Origin of the sequence: Cereibacter changlensis JA139 (assembly GCF_003034985.1) — a bacterium.
In the GTDB taxonomy this organism is placed as follows: Bacteria; Pseudomonadota; Alphaproteobacteria; order Rhodobacterales; family Rhodobacteraceae; genus Cereibacter; species Cereibacter changlensis.
Genome location: NZ_PZKG01000041.1, coordinates 17052 through 31966 on the forward strand (window position 1 = coordinate 17052; position 14915 = coordinate 31966).

15 protein-coding genes are annotated in these 14915 nt (G+C 69.6%); 9 read left to right on the plus strand and 6 right to left on the minus strand.

The window, feature by feature from the left end:
* Window positions 1-117: 117 nt before the first annotated feature.
* Window positions 118-1605, plus strand: a complete 1488-nt coding sequence (locus tag C5F48_RS10915) for a replicative DNA helicase (protein ID WP_107663943.1) — start codon at window positions 118-120, stop codon at window positions 1603-1605.
* Between the two features lie 341 nt (window positions 1606-1946).
* Here the strand turns inward: C5F48_RS10915 and C5F48_RS10920 are convergent, their stop codons facing one another.
* Both C5F48_RS10920 and C5F48_RS10925 read right to left on the minus strand, forming a co-directional pair.
* Complete coding sequence (locus tag C5F48_RS10920; RefSeq protein WP_107663944.1) at window positions 1947-2321, minus strand: cell division protein ZapA; 375 nt, start codon at window positions 2319-2321, stop codon at window positions 1947-1949.
* Window positions 2314-2796, minus strand: a complete 483-nt coding sequence (locus C5F48_RS10925) for a hypothetical protein (RefSeq protein WP_107663945.1) — start codon at window positions 2794-2796, stop codon at window positions 2314-2316. The genes C5F48_RS10920 and C5F48_RS10925 overlap by 8 nt, the downstream gene beginning before the upstream one ends.
* 280 nt (window positions 2797-3076) lie before the next feature.
* Here C5F48_RS10925 and tkt point away from each other — a divergent pair, with 280 nt between their 5' ends.
* Together tkt and C5F48_RS10935 are read left to right on the plus strand one after the other, a co-directional pair.
* On the plus strand, window positions 3077-5098 hold the full coding sequence (gene tkt / locus C5F48_RS10930; RefSeq protein ID WP_107663946.1) for a transketolase: 2022 nt from the start codon (window positions 3077-3079) through the stop codon (window positions 5096-5098).
* A 354-nt stretch (window positions 5099-5452) separates the two neighbouring features.
* Window positions 5453-6397 carry a DUF6635 family protein gene (locus tag C5F48_RS10935; protein ID WP_107663947.1) on the plus strand — a complete coding sequence of 315 codons (945 nt, stop codon included), beginning with the start codon at window positions 5453-5455 and terminating at the stop codon, window positions 6395-6397.
* Window positions 6398-6631: 234 nt separating this feature from the next.
* Here C5F48_RS10935 and C5F48_RS10940 read toward each other — a convergent pair whose 3' ends face one another.
* Window positions 6632-8116, minus strand: coding sequence for a bifunctional aminoglycoside phosphotransferase/ATP-binding protein (locus tag C5F48_RS10940; RefSeq protein ID WP_107663948.1), 1485 nt, complete (start codon window positions 8114-8116; stop codon window positions 6632-6634).
* 119 nt (window positions 8117-8235) lie between these two features.
* Here C5F48_RS10940 and C5F48_RS10945 point away from each other — a divergent pair, with 119 nt between their 5' ends.
* From C5F48_RS10945 to C5F48_RS10970, 6 genes are all read left to right on the plus strand, one after another.
* Window positions 8236-8556 (plus strand): phasin family protein, encoded by a 321-nt coding sequence (locus C5F48_RS10945; protein ID WP_107663949.1) that lies wholly within the window; start codon window positions 8236-8238, stop codon window positions 8554-8556.
* A 100-nt stretch (window positions 8557-8656) separates the two neighbouring features.
* Window positions 8657-9385, plus strand: a complete 729-nt coding sequence (locus C5F48_RS10950; RefSeq protein ID WP_107663950.1) for an endonuclease/exonuclease/phosphatase family protein — start codon at window positions 8657-8659, stop codon at window positions 9383-9385.
* A complete protein-coding gene (locus C5F48_RS10955) occupies window positions 9382-10929 on the plus strand; it encodes a phospholipase D family protein (protein WP_107663951.1) in 1548 nt (515 codons plus the stop codon). The genes C5F48_RS10950 and C5F48_RS10955 overlap by 4 nt, the downstream gene beginning before the upstream one ends.
* A gap of 34 nt (window positions 10930-10963) precedes the next feature.
* The gene (gene xth / locus C5F48_RS10960; RefSeq protein ID WP_107663952.1) at window positions 10964-11734 is read left to right on the plus strand and encodes an exodeoxyribonuclease III; all 771 of its coding nucleotides are present in this window, start codon (window positions 10964-10966) and stop codon (window positions 11732-11734) included.
* 105 nt (window positions 11735-11839) lie between these two features.
* Window positions 11840-12292: a c-type cytochrome gene (locus C5F48_RS10965; RefSeq protein ID WP_107663953.1), complete on the plus strand. Its 453-nt coding sequence runs from the start codon at window positions 11840-11842 to the stop codon at window positions 12290-12292.
* Window positions 12293-12294: 2 nt separating this feature from the next.
* The gene (locus tag C5F48_RS10970; RefSeq protein ID WP_107663954.1) at window positions 12295-12885 is read left to right on the plus strand and encodes a cytochrome b/b6 domain-containing protein; all 591 of its coding nucleotides are present in this window, start codon (window positions 12295-12297) and stop codon (window positions 12883-12885) included.
* A 114-nt stretch (window positions 12886-12999) separates the two neighbouring features.
* Here the strand turns inward: C5F48_RS10970 and C5F48_RS10975 are convergent, their stop codons facing one another.
* The 3 genes from C5F48_RS10975 to C5F48_RS10985 form a co-directional block, all read right to left on the minus strand.
* Window positions 13000-13206 (minus strand): cold-shock protein, encoded by a 207-nt coding sequence (locus C5F48_RS10975; protein ID WP_107663955.1) that lies wholly within the window; start codon window positions 13204-13206, stop codon window positions 13000-13002.
* Between the two features lie 187 nt (window positions 13207-13393).
* Entirely contained in the window at window positions 13394-14164 is a 771-nt protein-coding gene (locus C5F48_RS10980; RefSeq protein ID WP_107663956.1) for a CPBP family intramembrane glutamic endopeptidase, read from the minus strand.
* 117 nt (window positions 14165-14281) lie between these two features.
* Window positions 14282-14915, minus strand: a 634-nt coding sequence (locus tag C5F48_RS10985; RefSeq protein ID WP_107663957.1) for a class II aldolase/adducin family protein, incomplete at its 5' end; no start/stop codon positions are given.

Sequence of the window (14915 nt, forward strand, 5' to 3'; positions counted from 1 at the left end):
ATGCGGGGTTATCCACAAACTCGTCCCCCCTGCCGCTCCGGGCCGGAAGCCTGTATGCAGGGGCCGCGAGATCAGGGCGTCCGTTCAAGCGACGCCGGCAATGAAGAGGATGGCAGGATGAACGAGGTCAGGGCATTGCGCGACACGGCGCCGGAGACGGTTCCCGATACGCTGCCGCACAACATCGAGGCCGAACAGCAGCTCTTGGGCGCGATCCTGACCAACAACGACATCTTCGACCGCATCGCCTCGGTGATCCGGGCCGAGCATTTCTACGATCCGGTGCACAGCCGGATCTTCGAGATCGCCGCGGCGCGGATCCAGAAGAACGCGCTGGCCTCGCCGGTGACGCTGAAGGGCTTCCTCGAGGATGACGCGGGTCTGAAGGAGCTCGGCGGGCCCTCCTATCTGGTGCGTCTGGCCGGGGCCGCGATTTCCTCCTTCGCGGCGCGCGACTATGCGCAGATGATCTACGACCTCGCGGTGCGGCGCGAGCTGATCGCACTCGGGCGCGACATCTCGGCCAAGGCGGCGAAGGTCGATGTCGCCTCGGAGCCGAAGGAGCAGATCGTCGAGGCCGAGCAGCGGCTCTACAAGCTGGGCGAGCAGGGCCATGCCGAGCGCGGCTTCCAGAGCTTCCTCAAGGCGGTGACCGATGCGGTCAACGTGGCCAACGCCGCCTATCAACGGGACGGCGGTCTGGCGGGCATCTCCACCGGCCTCGTGGATCTCGACAAGAAGCTCGGTGGCCTCCACCCGTCCGACCTTCTGATCCTCGCCGGGCGTCCGTCGATGGGCAAGACCTCGCTCGCCACCAACATCGCCTTCAACGTGGCCAAGGCCTACAAGCGCGGCATCACCCACGAGGGGCACGAGGGCGCGGTGGAAGGCGGGGTGGTCGGCTTCTTCAGCCTGGAGATGAGCGCCGAACAGCTGGCGGCGCGGATCCTGTCGGAAGCCTCGGAAGTGCCTTCCGAGCAGATCCGCCGCGGCGACATGACCGAGGCCGAGTTCCGCCGCTTCGTCGAGGCGGCGAAAGCGCTGGAGACCTGCCCGCTCTACATCGACGACACCCCGGCCCTGCCGATCAGCCAGGTCGCGGCGCGGGCCCGGCGGCTGAAGCGCACCCATGGGCTCGACGTGCTGATGGTGGACTATCTGCAGCTGCTGAAGGGCACCGGCAAGGGCGACAACCGGGTGAACGAGGTCTCCGAGATCACCCAGGGCCTGAAGGCCATCGCCAAGGAGCTGAACATCCCGGTCATCGCCCTGTCGCAGCTGAGCCGCGCCGTGGAAAGCCGCGACGACAAGCGGCCGCAGCTGAGCGACCTCCGGGAATCGGGCTCGATCGAGCAGGACGCCGACGTGGTGATGTTCGTGTTCCGCGAGGAATATTACCGCGAGCGCGAGAAACCCGGCGATCACGAGATGGAAAAGATGGCGCAGTGGCAGCAGCTGATGGAGCAGGTCCATGGCAAGGCCGAAGTCGTCATCGGCAAGCAGCGCCACGGGCCGATCGGCTCGGTCGAGCTGAGCTTCGAGGGCCGTTTCACCCGCTTCGGCAATCTGGTGAAACCCTGGCAGCAGGGCGGCGACAGCTACTGACCCGCGGGCCGGGCTCAACCCCGGCCCCTTCCCTCGCCCCGGCTTCTCCTTGCGCAAATACTCCCGCCGGAGGCGTCCGCCGTCCGCCGCAGGCGCCCGGGCCGCCATCCGTCCGCGGCAGCGCCGCGCGCGGGGGCTCGATGCCCCCAAGCGCGGCTCCCACCGGGCGGGCCGGACTCAGCCCCGGCCCCCTTCCCTCGCCCCGGCTTCTCCTTGCGCAAATACTCCCGCCGGAGGCATCCGCCGTCCGCCGCAGGCGCCCGGGTCGCCATCCCTCCGCGGCAGCGCCGCGCGCGGGGGCTCGATGCCCCCAAGCGCGGCTCCCCCCGGCCGGTCCGGGCTCAGCCGCGGGCGCGCTCTTCCACCGCTTCGGCGGTCGCCTCGGCCCGGGCGGCGATCTCGGCCAGGGCCTCCTTCACCGCGGGCGGCACCACAGGCACCTCGATCCGCTCCGGCGGCGGCTTCGGCCGGGTCTCGATCTCGGCCAGCTGCGCCTTCACCTGGCGCAGCTCCTCCTCCAGCGCCGCGGTGCGGTCGGCCAGCATCAGCCCCGACATCAGCAGCAGCCGCGATTCCGTCATCCGGCCCATCTGGGTAACCAGCGGTTGCGCCTCGGCGTCCAGCATGGCGGCGGCGGAGCGCAGGAAGGGCTCCTCGCCCGGTTGGCAGGCCACCTCGAAGGACTTGCCGCCGATGGTAATGCTCAGGTCAGGCATCGGCGCGGGCCTCCTCGATCAGCGGGGTCAGTTCCGAGAGGATCTCGTCCATCTCGGCCATCTCGCTCAGCCGCGTGGCGCGCAACGCCTCCAGCTCGGCCAGCATGGTCTTGTTCACCAGATGCGGCTCGGCGACGTTCTCGCTCTGCGCCGTGCGCAGGCTGCGCAGATGCTCGCGCAGCTGGATCGTGGTCTTGCGCATCCGCTGCAGCTCCAGCCCCTGGGCGTCGAGCTGGCGGGTCATCTTCTCGACCTGCGCCTCGAGCCGGGCGATGGTCGCCGCGTCGCGTTCCTTCACCGCCCGCAGCCGCTCGGTCAGCTGGGCATTGGCCATCTTCTCGTCGTCGAGCTCGGCCTGCAGCGGGTTCTCCGCCGGTTCCGCCAGCGCCGCGACCGAGGTCAGCCCCTCCAGCCCGGCGCCGATCCGTTCCAGGGCCGCAGTGATCCTGCGCTCCAGTTCCGCCATCTCCTGCATGGTCTCGTGCCTTTCCTGTCTTCGCCGGGTCTGTCGCCCCGCCTGATCCGCTTCCTCCTTCCTCCGCCGGATGAAGGAAATAGCGGCTTATTGTCGCGCGAATCGTGTTCGCCCGGCGTTTTGACGATCTTAACCCAAAGCAAAACCCGATTGCGCCCCCCTTTGGCATGAGGATCGTCCCGGCGCGCTTGATCTTGCCGCACGGGCTGTTATGCACCGTTGGCAACGGTGCGCAACCTGTCAAAGCTGCACCTCTGGATAGCAATAGCGGAGAATTGCCTTGGATATAGCCAGCCTGCGCGCCCAGCACCCCGATCACTGGAAGAAGGCCTGCGCCATTCGCACCCTCACGCTCGATGCGGTGGCGGCGGCCAATTCCGGCCATTCCGGCATGCCGATGGGCATGGCCGACGTGGCCACCGTGCTTTACGAAAAGCACCTGAACTTCGACGCCTCGCAGCCCGACTGGCCGAACCGCGACCGGTTCATCCTCTCGGCCGGCCACGGCTCGATGCTGATCTATTCCCTGCTGCACCTGACCGGCGACGCGGAATTCCCGATCGAGCAGCTGAAGAATTTCCGCCAGTGGGGCGGCAAGACCGCGGGCCACCCGGAGAACTTCCTAGCCAAGGCGATCGAGACGACGACCGGCCCGCTCGGCCAGGGCATCGCCATGGCGGTCGGATTCGCCATCGCCGAGGAATCGCTGCGCGCCCGCTGGGGCGCCAAGATCATCGACCACCACACCTATGTCATCGCCGGCGACGGCTGCCTGATGGAGGGCGTCAGCCAGGAGGCCATCGGCCTTGCCGGCCGGCACGAGCTGTCGCGGCTGATCGTGATGTGGGACAACAATGGCATCACCATCGACGGCAAGGTCTCGCTCTCGGACCGCACCGACCAGATCGCGCGTTTCGCCGCCTCGGGCTGGGACACGTTCGAATGCGACGGCCATGATCCGGCCGACATCGACCGCGCTCTGACCGAGGCGAAGGCTTCGGCGAAACCGGCTTTCATCGCCTGCAAGACCCATATCGCGCTCGGCTCCTCGGCGCAGGACACGTCGAAAGGCCATGGCGCGCTGACCGACGCCAAGCTGATCGCCGACACCAAGGCGGCTTACGGCTGGGACTACCCCGCCTTCGAGATCCCGAAGGAGGTGAAATCCGCCTGGGAAGCCATCGGCTCGCGCGGGGCGGAAACCCGCAAGGAATGGGAGGCCCGCTTCGCCGCGCTCTCCGATTCCAAGCAGCAGCTCTTCCAGCGCCAGTTCTCCTGCGAGGCTCCGGCCAAGCTTGCCGCCGTCATCCGCGCGATGAAGAAACAGGCCGTGGAGACCGCGCCCAAGGTCGCCACCCGCCGCGCCTCCGAGATGGTGCTGGAAGTGGTGAACCCGGTGATGACCGAGACGCTGGGCGGCTCGGCCGACCTCACCGGCTCGAACAACACCAAGACCGCCGATCTCGGCGTCTTCGACCCGATCAACCGCAAGGGCCGTTACGTCTATTACGGCATCCGCGAGCATGGCATGGCGGCGGCGATGAACGGCATCGCGCTGCACGGGGGCCTGCGCCCCTATGGCGGCACCTTCATGTGCTTCACCGACTATGCCCGCCCGGCGATGCGGCTCTCGGCGCTGATGCATGCGCCGGTGGTCTATGTGATGACGCATGACTCCATCGGTCTGGGCGAGGATGGCCCGACCCACCAGCCGGTCGAGCATCTGGCGATCAGCCGCGCGACGCCGAACACCATGGTGTTCCGCCCCGCCGATCTGGTGGAGACCGCCGAAGCCTGGGAGATCGCGCTGAGCTCCAAGGCGACGCCTTCGGTGATGGCGCTGTCGCGGCAGAACCTGATGCCGGTGCGCAAGACGCATACCTCGAAGAACCTCACCGCCCAGGGCGCCTATGTGCTCGAGGACGCGACCGCCAAGCGTCAGGTGATCCTGATCGCCACCGGCTCCGAGGTCGAGATCGCGGTGAAGGCGCGCGAGGCGCTCGAGGCCGAGGGCATCGGTTGCCGCGTCGTCTCCATGCCCTGCATGGAGCTCTTCGCGCAGCAGGACGAGGCCTATCGCCGCAAGGTGCTGCCGGCCGGTCCGGTGCGGATCGGCATCGAGGCGGCGGTGCGTCTCGGCGGCTGGGACCGCTGGCTGCTGGGCGAGCGCGGCCGCGAGGGCAAGGAAGCCTTCATCGGCATGACCGGCTTCGGCGCCTCGGCCCCGGCGGAACGGCTCTATGCCGAGTTCGGCATCACCGTCGAAGCGACCGTGGCCAAGGCCAAGGCCCTGCTGGGCTGATCGCTTTTACAGCGACGATTCGGGGCTCCGCGAGAAATTGCGGAGCCTTTTTTCATCGCCCCTCCATCCCCCAGCCGAAGCGCTGCACTTTCCAGCCCGAGGATCGGGCCCTTTGCTGATGCCTCCGCTATCCGGGAGGGGTGGCCGGCCCGCCCGACCCGCGACCATTTGAAACGTCCCTTGGAACCATCACGGCCACGAGGATCGGCCTTTCCCGACCGCCGTGCATCACCGCCGCCCGACCTGCCAAATCCCGAACCCGCGCCGCCGCTCTCGTCCCATCCTTGCCCGACGACCGCTTGCCGAAACACCCGCCCGCCCCCATCTTCGCGCCAGCCCCAGATCGCGAATCCCATGACGCCTGCTCCCGACGCCGACGCCGCCCTGATCGCCGCCGCGCAAGGCTATTTCGCCGCGCGCCGCGCCATGGTGCCCGGCTTCGTCTCCCGCACCTTCGGCCTGCGCGGCACGCTGCGCCTGCACCGCCAGGCGCTCGGCCTCGACATCCTGCGCGCCCCGGTGAACGTGATGCTGGCCCCGGTCCTGATCCTCACCCGGCTCTCCGCCCTCGCCTCCCGCAAGGCGGGCTGGTCCCGGCTCGCCGATTGGCTCGGCCGGCGGCGCATCCTGCTCGCCACCGATGTCGCCCGCGCCACCGAGCGCCGCATCGTCGTCGACCTGCTGCAGCTGCCCTGGGCCGACGCCGCCGGCCGCTCCGAGCGCGACGCGCTGGCCGAGGCGATGCTGGCCGAGCCCGCGCTGCGCGCGCTGATCGCCCGGCGGCTGGAGGCGGGGATCGAGGCGCGGGTGGCCCGTACTTTGGGCGAATACAGCGGCGCCCGGGCGGCGGTCGCCGAGATGACCACCGCCATGGGCACGCTCGGCGCCGGCGCCATCGCCTTCCAGGCGCTGACCCCGGGGATGATCTCGCTCGCCCCGGCGCTGGCGGCCATCCTCGCGCAACAGGCGGCGCTGGCCGCCTTCCCGCTCGGCGGGCTGCTCGGCTCGATGTGGTACGGGCTCTTCCCCGCCGCCGCCTCGCCCTGGCTTTCCGGCGCGGTGATCCTCGGGCTGATGCTCACCGGCGCCCTCGCCGCCGCCTTCGCCGGCATCGTCGCCGACCCGGTGCAGACCGCGCTCGGCATCCACCGCCGCCGCCTGCTCCGGCTGATCGACGCGCTGGAGGACGAATTCACCGGCAGCGGCCGCCGCGCCTTCGCCGCGCGCGAGCACTACTTCGCCCGCCTCCTCGACCTCGCCGACGCCGGCCTCGCCACCCTGCGGATGTTTCGCGGCTGAGCCTGCTTCTCCTTGCTAAAATACTCCCGCCGGAGGCGTCCGACGCCGGCCGGAGGAGCCGCCCTCGGGGGCATCGAGCCCCCTCCTGCGGCGCTGCCGCGGCATCGAGGGCCGCCGCCGCGCCCGTGGCCAGCCAGGATGAGTATTTGGGCCAAGAAGAAACCCCGTTTGGGGTCCTGGCCATGGCAATGCCGTCCGCGGGGCCTCGATGGCCCCGGGGACGGCTCCCCCGGCTCAGCCCAAGGCGGCGCGGGCCGCCGCCAGCGCCGGCTCGAGACCGTCGCCCGCGTCGATGCGAAGCCACTCCTCCGGCTCGGTTCCGTCGCTCAACTGCCCCTCGACCACCGCGGCATCCGCGTCGGAAGCGTCGCCGCGACGCGACGCCACCCGGGCGAGCAGGATCGCGGGCGGGGCCTCGAGCCAGAGGCCGTGGAACGGGACCCTGACCGCTGCCGCCAGCCGCTCTGCCGCCGCACGGTCGGCTTCATCGAGGAAAGTCGCGTCCAGCAGCACCGACTGCCCGGCGCCGAGCAGGCAGGAAGCGCGCTCCAGCATCCGGGCGTAGATCCGGGCGCGGCCTTCGGGGCTGTAGTCCACCGGCTCCGCCCCGGCCTTCCTTTCGGTATCGCTGCGCATATGCACTGCCCCCGGCATCGCCCCGACCCCGGGCGCCAGAAGCCGGGCCAGCGTGGTCTTCCCGCTGCCGGAGCGCCCGCCCATCGCCACCAGCCGCGGCGGGGCCCGACGCAGCGCCGCCAACGCCTCGGCCAGCAGTCGGCGCGCCTCGGGGCCGGCCTCGTCACTGCCCCGGGCGGCGTCGGTCTGCACCAGCACCATCGCCCGGATCGCCGCCCGCACCGCGAGGAACAAGGGCAGCGCCTCAAGCCCCGCGTCCTCCGTCCCGCCGGCCTGCAAGAGCCAGCTCGCCAGCGTGATGTTCGCCGCCTGTCGCAGGTCGCGGTGGCAGAGGTCCATCAGCAGGAAGGCGAGGTCATAGAGCACGTCGCAAGTGCCCAGCACCTCGTCGAATTCCAGCGCGTCGAAGGGTGTGGGCAGCCCGTCGATCAGCACCAGATTGCCGAGATGCAGGTCGCCGTGGCAGCGCCGCACATGGCCCTCCGCGGCGCGGCGGGCGAGCAGCGGCGCGACCCGGTCGAGCGTGGCGCGGGCCTCGGCGTCGAAGCGCGCCGGCGCCTCGGGGCCCAGCACCGCCTCCATCCCGGCGAAGACCCGGGCCAGCTCGTCGAGGATATCGGCGATCAGCTTCGGCCCCTCGGCCGCCCGCAGCGGCGCCGCGCGGTGATAGCGCTGCACCGCCTGCCCCAGGGCCTCGGCCATCCCGTCGCCGATGCCCTGCCGCGCGGCGATCACCGCCAGCTCGTCCTCCGCCGGAAAGCGCGCCATCCGCAGCAGCCATTCCACCGGCGCGCCCTCGCCGCCCAGCCGCAACCCCTCCGGGCCACGGGTCACCGGCACGAGGTCGCGGTAGATCTTCGGCGCCGCCGGGCGGTTCAGCTCCAGCTCGCGGTCGAGCAGCGCCTTGCGCCGCGCCAGGGTGGAGAGATCCATGTAGTCATAGACCACCGCCCGCTTCAGCTTCAGCGCGGTGTCGCCGCAGAGGAAGATCAGCGCGCCATGGGTCTCCACCACCTCGGCCGGCCGCCCGTCGGCGCCGGTCAGGCCGCGCAGGAAGGCCACGGTCTCGCTCTGGTCATCCATCGCCGCTTCCTCCTGCCACGATCCTGTCCCCGGTGTTGATCGGCATCAAGGATCTTTCCCGCCCGCGCTGGCAGACTGCGCGGCACGACGCGCATCATCCCGCGGAGAGGAGCCGACCGATGACCGACGCGAAGCCATTCCCCCCCACCGATCCCCCCGGCCTGTCCAGCGTGGAGGCGCGGCTGCAGGTCAGCGGCAACGCCCTCGTCGATTGCTGCAACGCCTTGGGCAGCGAGGCGCTGTCCTTCCTCGCCGAACGCATCAGGGAGGATTTCGAGACGCAGCAACAGATGCTGCATTGCCGCAGCCTGCCGGAGCTGGCGCAGGTCCGCGCCCGCTTCCTGCAGCGCGCCACCGACCAGTATACCGCCGAGACCGGGCGGATGGCCGATATCTGGGCCCGGGCGCTGGACGGGATGCTGCATCTGAAGCTGGGCTGAGCCGCCGGTTCGGAACCTGCGGGCAGGATGCGGGTTTTGCATTGGCGGAACGGGCTCCTATATCGGAGAGGCCCGCTGTCCCTGCCGATGAAAGTTTTCCATGCCCGACCGCGATATCGCCGTTGCCTCCTACAACATCCACAAGGGGGTCGGCACCGACAGACGCCGCGACCTGATGCGCACCGCCGCCGTGATCGGCGAGCTCGGCGCCGATGTGGTGGCGCTGCAGGAGGCCGACCGCCGCTTCGGCGACCGGGCCGGGCTGCTGGATCTGGCGGCGCTCAAGCGCGACACCGGGCTGGCCCCGGTCGAGATCGAGGGACGCATGGGCCTCGCGCATGGCTGGCATGGCAACCTCCTGCTGCTGCGCGACGCCGAGGTGGAGGAGGTGCGCAAGATCGTGCTGCCGGGATTCGAGCCGCGCGGCGCGCTGATGGCCGACGCGGTGGTGAAGGGCCACCCGATCCGGGTGATCGCGGCGCATCTGGGGCTGCTGCCCGGCTCGCGGGCCTCGCAGACCCGGGCGCTCCTGGACCTGCTCGACACGCTGGACCCGCGGCCGACCCTGCTGATGGGCGACCTGAACGAATGGCGGATGCGCGCCACCTCGCTCACCCATCTGTCACGGCATTTCACCGCCTCGGTCACGGTGCGCAGCTTCCCCTCGCGCTATCCGATGCTGGCGCTCGACCGGATGATGACCTGTTCCCGCGGCCAGCTGGTCGATGTGACGCCGCATGACTCGGCCCTCGCGCGCAAGGCCTCGGACCATCTGCCGATCAAGGCGCGGCTGCGGCTGACGCTGCCGCAGCAGATGACCGGATCATGATCGACAGCGGTCTCGACCTGCTGTTCTGGCTGCTCTGGGGCGTGGCGGCCATCGCCCTGCTCTCGCTGTTCACCTACCGCTCGTGGAAGCGTTTCGCCCGGCAGGCGCGTGGTCCGGTGACGACGGCGCTGCCGCGCTCTGGCGCCGCCACGCCGCTCGACCTGCTGTTCGACCCGCTGGAGGCGGCGCAGCCCAACGTCTCGGCCCTGCGCAATCTCCTGGAGCCGGACGAGGCCTTCGCCGCCCGCGCGCTCTCGGCGGCCTCGGCAGGGCGCAGCCTCGATCTGATGTATTACATCTGGCGCACCGACATCACCGGCTGGCTGCTGCTGGCCGAGCTGCTGGCGGCGGCGGATCGCGGGGTGCGGATCCGGCTGCTGCTCGATGACGTGAACGTGCAGGGCTTCGACCGCGCCTTCCTCGCGCTGAACCAGCACCGCAATGTCGAGGTGCGGCTGTTCAACCCGACCCGCAACCGCGGCCACGCCCTGCGCCGGGTGCTGGAGATGCTGCTGGGCCTGTCGCGCTTCAACCGGCGGATGCACAACAAGGCCTGGATCGTCGACGGTCGGCTTGCGATCCTCGGCGGGCGCAACATCGGCGACACCTATTTCGACGCCTGGGACCGCGGCGAGGCGATGTCGCGCGACGCCGATGTGATGCTGGCCGGGCCGAAGGTGGCCGAGGTCGAGACCCTGTTCGACAGCTACTGGAACCTCGGCCTCGCCCTGCCGATCCTGACGCTCTGGCCCGGGTTCAAGGTGAACATGGGCGCCTTCCACCGCCGGATGGCCCGCCACACCCGCTCGGCCGACGCCCGGCGCTTCCTGATGCGGACGATGGAGGGCCGGCATCTGGCGATGCTGACCGACCGGCTGCGCTTCACCGACCGCATCACCCTCCTGGCCGATCCGCCCGACAAGGCGCTGGGACGGCGCAGCGGCCCCTGGATGTCCGACGCGATCAACGACCTGCTGGAGAACGCCAAAAGCGAGGTCCGCTTCGTCACGCCCTATTTCGTGCCCGGCAACGAGGGCTGCAAGAAGCTGGAGGATCTGGCGCAGCGCGGGGTGCGACTGTCGATCCTGACCAATGCGCTGGCGGTCACCGACATGGTGCTGGTGCATGGCGCCTACCGCCACTACCGCCTGCCGCTCTTGAAGGCCGGGGCCGAGATGCACGAATTCTGCCCGCCGCCGCGCAGGACCGGTCGGCGCGACCTGTTGCACACCAAGGTCTTCCTGATCGACGGGACCAAGGCCGTCGTCGGCTCGCTGAACTTCGACCTGCGCTCGGCCTACATGAACACCGAGCTCGGCGTGCTCTTCGAGGAGCCGCAGCTGGTCGCCGAACTGACCGCCATGTTCGAGCGCCACATCGCCGAGGATCAGGCCCACAGCCTGTCGCTGGAGCGCGGCCGGCTGCGCTGGTCGGTGGAGCGCGGCGGCCGGCCGGCGCAGGCGGCCTTCGAGCCGGATTCGCCCCTGACGCTGCGCGCCGTCTCTTGGATCGTCGGCCACCTGCCGATCCAGAGCTACCTCTGAGCCCGGCGGTGTCGCCCCTCTGCCGGAGCGCCGCATGAGGATCGCCACTTTCAACGTCAACGGCGTCAACGGCCGCCTGCCGGTGCTCCTGCGCTGGCTGGAGGAGACCCGCCCCGACGCGGTCTGCCTGCAGGAACTCAAGGCGCCGGATGCGAAATTCCCGGCGGCGGCGCTGGAGAAGGCCGGCTACGGCGCGGTCTGGCACGGCCAGAGCCGCTGGAACGGCGTCGCCATCCTCGCCCGCGGCGCCGAGCCGGTGGAGACCCGGCGCTGCCTGCCCGGCAAGCCCGACGCGCAGTCGCGCTACATCGAGGCGGCGGTGAACGGGCTCCTCATCGGCTGCCTCTACCTGCCCAACGGCAACCCGGCGCCGGGGCCGAAATACGCCTACAAGCTCGATTGGTTCGCCCAGCTGCAGGCCCATGCGGCGGATCTTCTCGCGCAGAAGCTGCCGGTGGTTCTTGCCGGCGATTTCAACGTGATGCCGACCGATCTTGATGTCTACAAACCCGAGCGCTGGCGCGACGACGCCCTCTTCCGTCCCGAGGTGCGCGAGGCCTATGCCCAGCTTCTGGCGCAGGGTTGGACCGACGCGATCCACAAGCGGCATCCGAAGGAGAGGATCTACACCTTCTGGGATTACCTGCGCGACGCCTGGACCCGCGACGCCGGCCTCCGGCTCGACCACCTGCTGCTCAGCCCGAAGCTCAAGCGGCGCCTGACCGGCGCCGGCGTCGACCGCGAGATCCGCGGCTGGGAGAAGGCCAGCGACCACGCCCCCGCCTGGATCACCCTGAAGGATTGAAGGCTGCGACGGCCTGCCACAGGGCCGGGGCCGACGGAACGGGCGCATATCCGGCGTGTGAGTGATGCCCGCAACGTGGCGGGCCTGTTAGAAGGAAGCTTACCGATGCGCCGACTGTTGCTCTCCACCCTCCTCGTGGCCCTGCCCACCGTCTCCCTCGCCGATCCCGAACAGGTCGCCGAGGCCCGCCGCGGCTATTTCGCGCTGGTCGGGCTGGAGTTCGGCCCGCTGGCCGCCATGGCCAAGGGCGAGCTGCCCTATGACGCCGAGGCCGCAAGCGCCCATGCCGCCGATCTGGTGACGCTGACCCGCTACAACCCCGGCGATCTCCTGGCCCCCGGCACCTCCGCCGCCGAGCTGCCCGGCAAGACCCGCGCCGCGGCGCAGATCTGGCAGGACATGCCCGGCTATCAGGCCAAGGGCGCGGCCTTCCTCGAGGCGGTCGCGGCGCTGAACGAGGCGGCGGGCGCCGGTCAGGCGGCGCTGGCCCCGGCGGTCGGCAAGGTCGGCGGAACCTGCAAGGGCTGCCACGAGGATTACCGGCTGAAGGACTTCTGACCATGACCGGCCCGGACAACAAGGCCGTCGAGCGGATCCGGCTCTGGGATCCGCTGCTGCGGCTGTTCCACTGGACGCTGGCGGCGGTCGTCACGCTGGCCTGGGGTCTGGGCCGGTTCGGCCCCGACCAGATGTCGCTGCATTTCTGGCTCGGCTACGCCGTCATCGCCCTTCTGGCCTTCCGGCTGGTCTGGGGTCTGGTCGGGCCGGCTTCGGCGCGGTTCTCGGGCCTCGTCCACGGCCCGAAGGCGACCCTCGCCTATGCCGCAAGCCTGTTCCGCCGCAAGCCGAGCAACTGGCGCGGCCATAACCCCCTGGGCGGGCTCTACATCCTGGTGCTGCTGACCGTGCTGGCGCTGCAGGTGCTGACGGGCCTCTTCGCCGATCCGGAGGATTACATGAATGTCGGACCGCTGGCGGGCCATGTCTCGATCGAGACGGCGCGCAGCGCGCTCGGCTGGCACGGGATGCTGGGCAACCTGCTCTTGGGGCTGGTGATGCTGCATCTGGCGGCCATCGTCTTCTACCGGCTGTGGAAGCGGGAGGATCTGGTGCGGCCGATGCTGACCGGGATCAAGACGGTCAGGCGCTGAAAGCAGGACGGGGGTGGCTTGCGCCACCCCCATTTCAGATCGTTCGGTTGACCTGAAAGCGAAACGGGGGCGGCTTGCGCCACCCCCGCTCCAAATTCGTTCGGTGTGATCAGATCACGCCAGGGCGAGGTTCATCGCCGACTCACGGCCGTCACGGCCGGATTCGATGTCGAACGTCACGGCTTGACCATCCGGCAGTTCGCGGATGCCGGCACGTTCCAGAGCCGAGGCGTGCACGAACACGTCACGGTTGCCATTCGCCGGAGCGATAAAGCCGAAGCCTTTGGTTGCATTGTACCATTTCACGGTGCCATTGGCCATCGTGAGATCTCCTTCTTGGGTCCACCCGCGGAATGCGGCGGTTTGGCTCAGCCTTGTCACATCGCAACTGGGCCGTTAGGATCAGAAGGGTCGACGGAAACATCTTGCCTGACCAACATGGCCTAGTTGGCGAGTCGTTACAACCCCACGTCGGGATTTAGTTTTTTTTATTCGACATTCCGCCGTCTCAGGCCGTCCCGGTCGCCGCGCGATACTCGATGTCGCGCAACAGGTAGAGCCCGTAAAGCAGGTTCGGCAGCACGAACAGAAGGGGCGCCACCAGCGCCAGGCCACTGGTCTCCGGCGGCGGGGCCGACCCCGCGCCGGCGGCGGCGACCAGAAGGAAGGTGCTGGCGTTCCAGGCGGCATGGAACAGGATCGGCGGCCAGAGCGACCCGGTGCGCAGCCGCATGGCGATGAACAGCACGCCGCTCATCACAGCCGCCACCGATTGCACCAGCGCCTGCGCCATCTCGCCGGTCAGGAACACGTTCAGGCTGTGGATCGCGCCGAACAGCAGCGAGGTCACCCAGATCGCCGGCCAGATCGCGAGACGCGAGCGCAGGCCCTGGAACAGGATGCCGCGGAACATCACCTCTTCGGAAAAGCTCGCCAGAAGGCAGTTCAGCACGATGGAGCCGATCACCATCAGCGGCGGCAGGCCGAGCGCCACGGCGATGGAGAAGAACAGCACCAGATAGACCGAGGGCAGCAAGAGGATGCGCAGCGACCGCCAGGGATGCACGGCGCCAAGGCCGATCCCCTCCCAGCGCAGCACGGCGCAGGCGACCACCAGCAGCAGCACCGCGGCGACGAAGGCCGGCACCGGCCCCTGCGTCACCACGTCGAGCAGCGTGCCCATCTCCTGCGTGCTCCAGGCCCCGACCAGCACCGTCACCAGCGCCCAGAGCAGCAGCACGATCAGCGCCGCGGCGATCCGGTGGGTCTGAAAGGGCATCCGCTGTTCCTTCGGCTGGGTGACCGCGCGAGTCCGTCGGATTCGGCGCGGATTTGCAAGCGCTCTCCGCCGCCCTTCCGCGCACAAATGCGTGCCGCGGGCGCGAGCGGCGGGCTGTCAGTCCGCCAGCCCGTAGCCGGCGAATTTCGCCAGCACCGCCGCGATCTGCGCTTCGCTCAGCAACCGCGGCTCGCCGATCTGGAGGCAGCCGTGATACTGCCGCGCCAGCGCCTCCACCTCCACCGCCAGCCACATGGCGCGCGGCAGGCTGCGCCCGGTGGCGATCAGCCCGTGATGCTCCAGAAGGCAGGCCGAACGGTCCTTCAACGCCGCGAGCGCGTTCCGCGACAGCTCCTCCGATCCATAGATCGCATAGGGCGCGCAGGGGATGGTGGAGCCGCCCGCCGCCGCGACCATGTAATGCACCGGCGGGATCTCGCGGTTCATGATGGCGAGGATGGTGCAATAGGTCGGGTGGGCATGCACCACCGCATTCACCTCGGGCTTGTCGCGCAGGATGTCGCGGTGGAAGCGCCATTCGCTCGACGGCCTGTGCCGTCCCTCCGCCCTGCCGTCCATGTGCAGGAAGACGATGTCCTCGGCCTGCATCCCCTCGTAGGGCAGCGCGGTCGGGGTGATCAGCAGCCCCTCGCCATGGCGCAGCGACAGGTTGCCCGAGGTGCCCTGATTGAGCCCCGAGCGGTTCATCTCCAGGCAATGCGCGATGATCTCCTCGCGCTTCTGCCGTTCC

What these genes read in the sequence shown, in the direction of transcription:
- C5F48_RS10920 (WP_107663944.1), bottom strand. Translation starts at nt 2,321, where the DNA reads ATGCCTGACCTGAGCATTACCATCGGCGGCAAGTCCTTCGAGGTGGCC.
- C5F48_RS10935 (WP_107663947.1), top strand. Translation starts at nt 5,453, where the DNA reads ATGACGCCTGCTCCCGACGCCGACGCCGCCCTGATCGCCGCCGCGCAA.
- C5F48_RS10975 (WP_107663955.1), bottom strand. Translation starts at nt 13,206, where the DNA reads ATGGCCAATGGCACCGTGAAATGGTACAATGCAACCAAAGGCTTCGGC.
- C5F48_RS10925 (WP_107663945.1), bottom strand. Translation starts at nt 2,796, where the DNA reads ATGCAGGAGATGGCGGAACTGGAGCGCAGGATCACTGCGGCCCTGGAA.
- C5F48_RS10980 (WP_107663956.1), bottom strand. Translation starts at nt 14,164, where the DNA reads ATGCCCTTTCAGACCCACCGGATCGCCGCGGCGCTGATCGTGCTGCTG.
- C5F48_RS10915 (WP_107663943.1), top strand. Translation starts at nt 118, where the DNA reads ATGAACGAGGTCAGGGCATTGCGCGACACGGCGCCGGAGACGGTTCCC.
- xth (WP_107663952.1), top strand. Translation starts at nt 10,964, where the DNA reads ATGAGGATCGCCACTTTCAACGTCAACGGCGTCAACGGCCGCCTGCCG.
- C5F48_RS10955 (WP_107663951.1), top strand. Translation starts at nt 9,382, where the DNA reads ATGATCGACAGCGGTCTCGACCTGCTGTTCTGGCTGCTCTGGGGCGTG.
- C5F48_RS10940 (WP_107663948.1), bottom strand. Translation starts at nt 8,116, where the DNA reads ATGGATGACCAGAGCGAGACCGTGGCCTTCCTGCGCGGCCTGACCGGC.
- C5F48_RS10970 (WP_107663954.1), top strand. Translation starts at nt 12,295, where the DNA reads ATGACCGGCCCGGACAACAAGGCCGTCGAGCGGATCCGGCTCTGGGAT.
- C5F48_RS10965 (WP_107663953.1), top strand. Translation starts at nt 11,840, where the DNA reads ATGCGCCGACTGTTGCTCTCCACCCTCCTCGTGGCCCTGCCCACCGTC.
- C5F48_RS10950 (WP_107663950.1), top strand. Translation starts at nt 8,657, where the DNA reads ATGCCCGACCGCGATATCGCCGTTGCCTCCTACAACATCCACAAGGGG.
- C5F48_RS10945 (WP_107663949.1), top strand. Translation starts at nt 8,236, where the DNA reads ATGACCGACGCGAAGCCATTCCCCCCCACCGATCCCCCCGGCCTGTCC.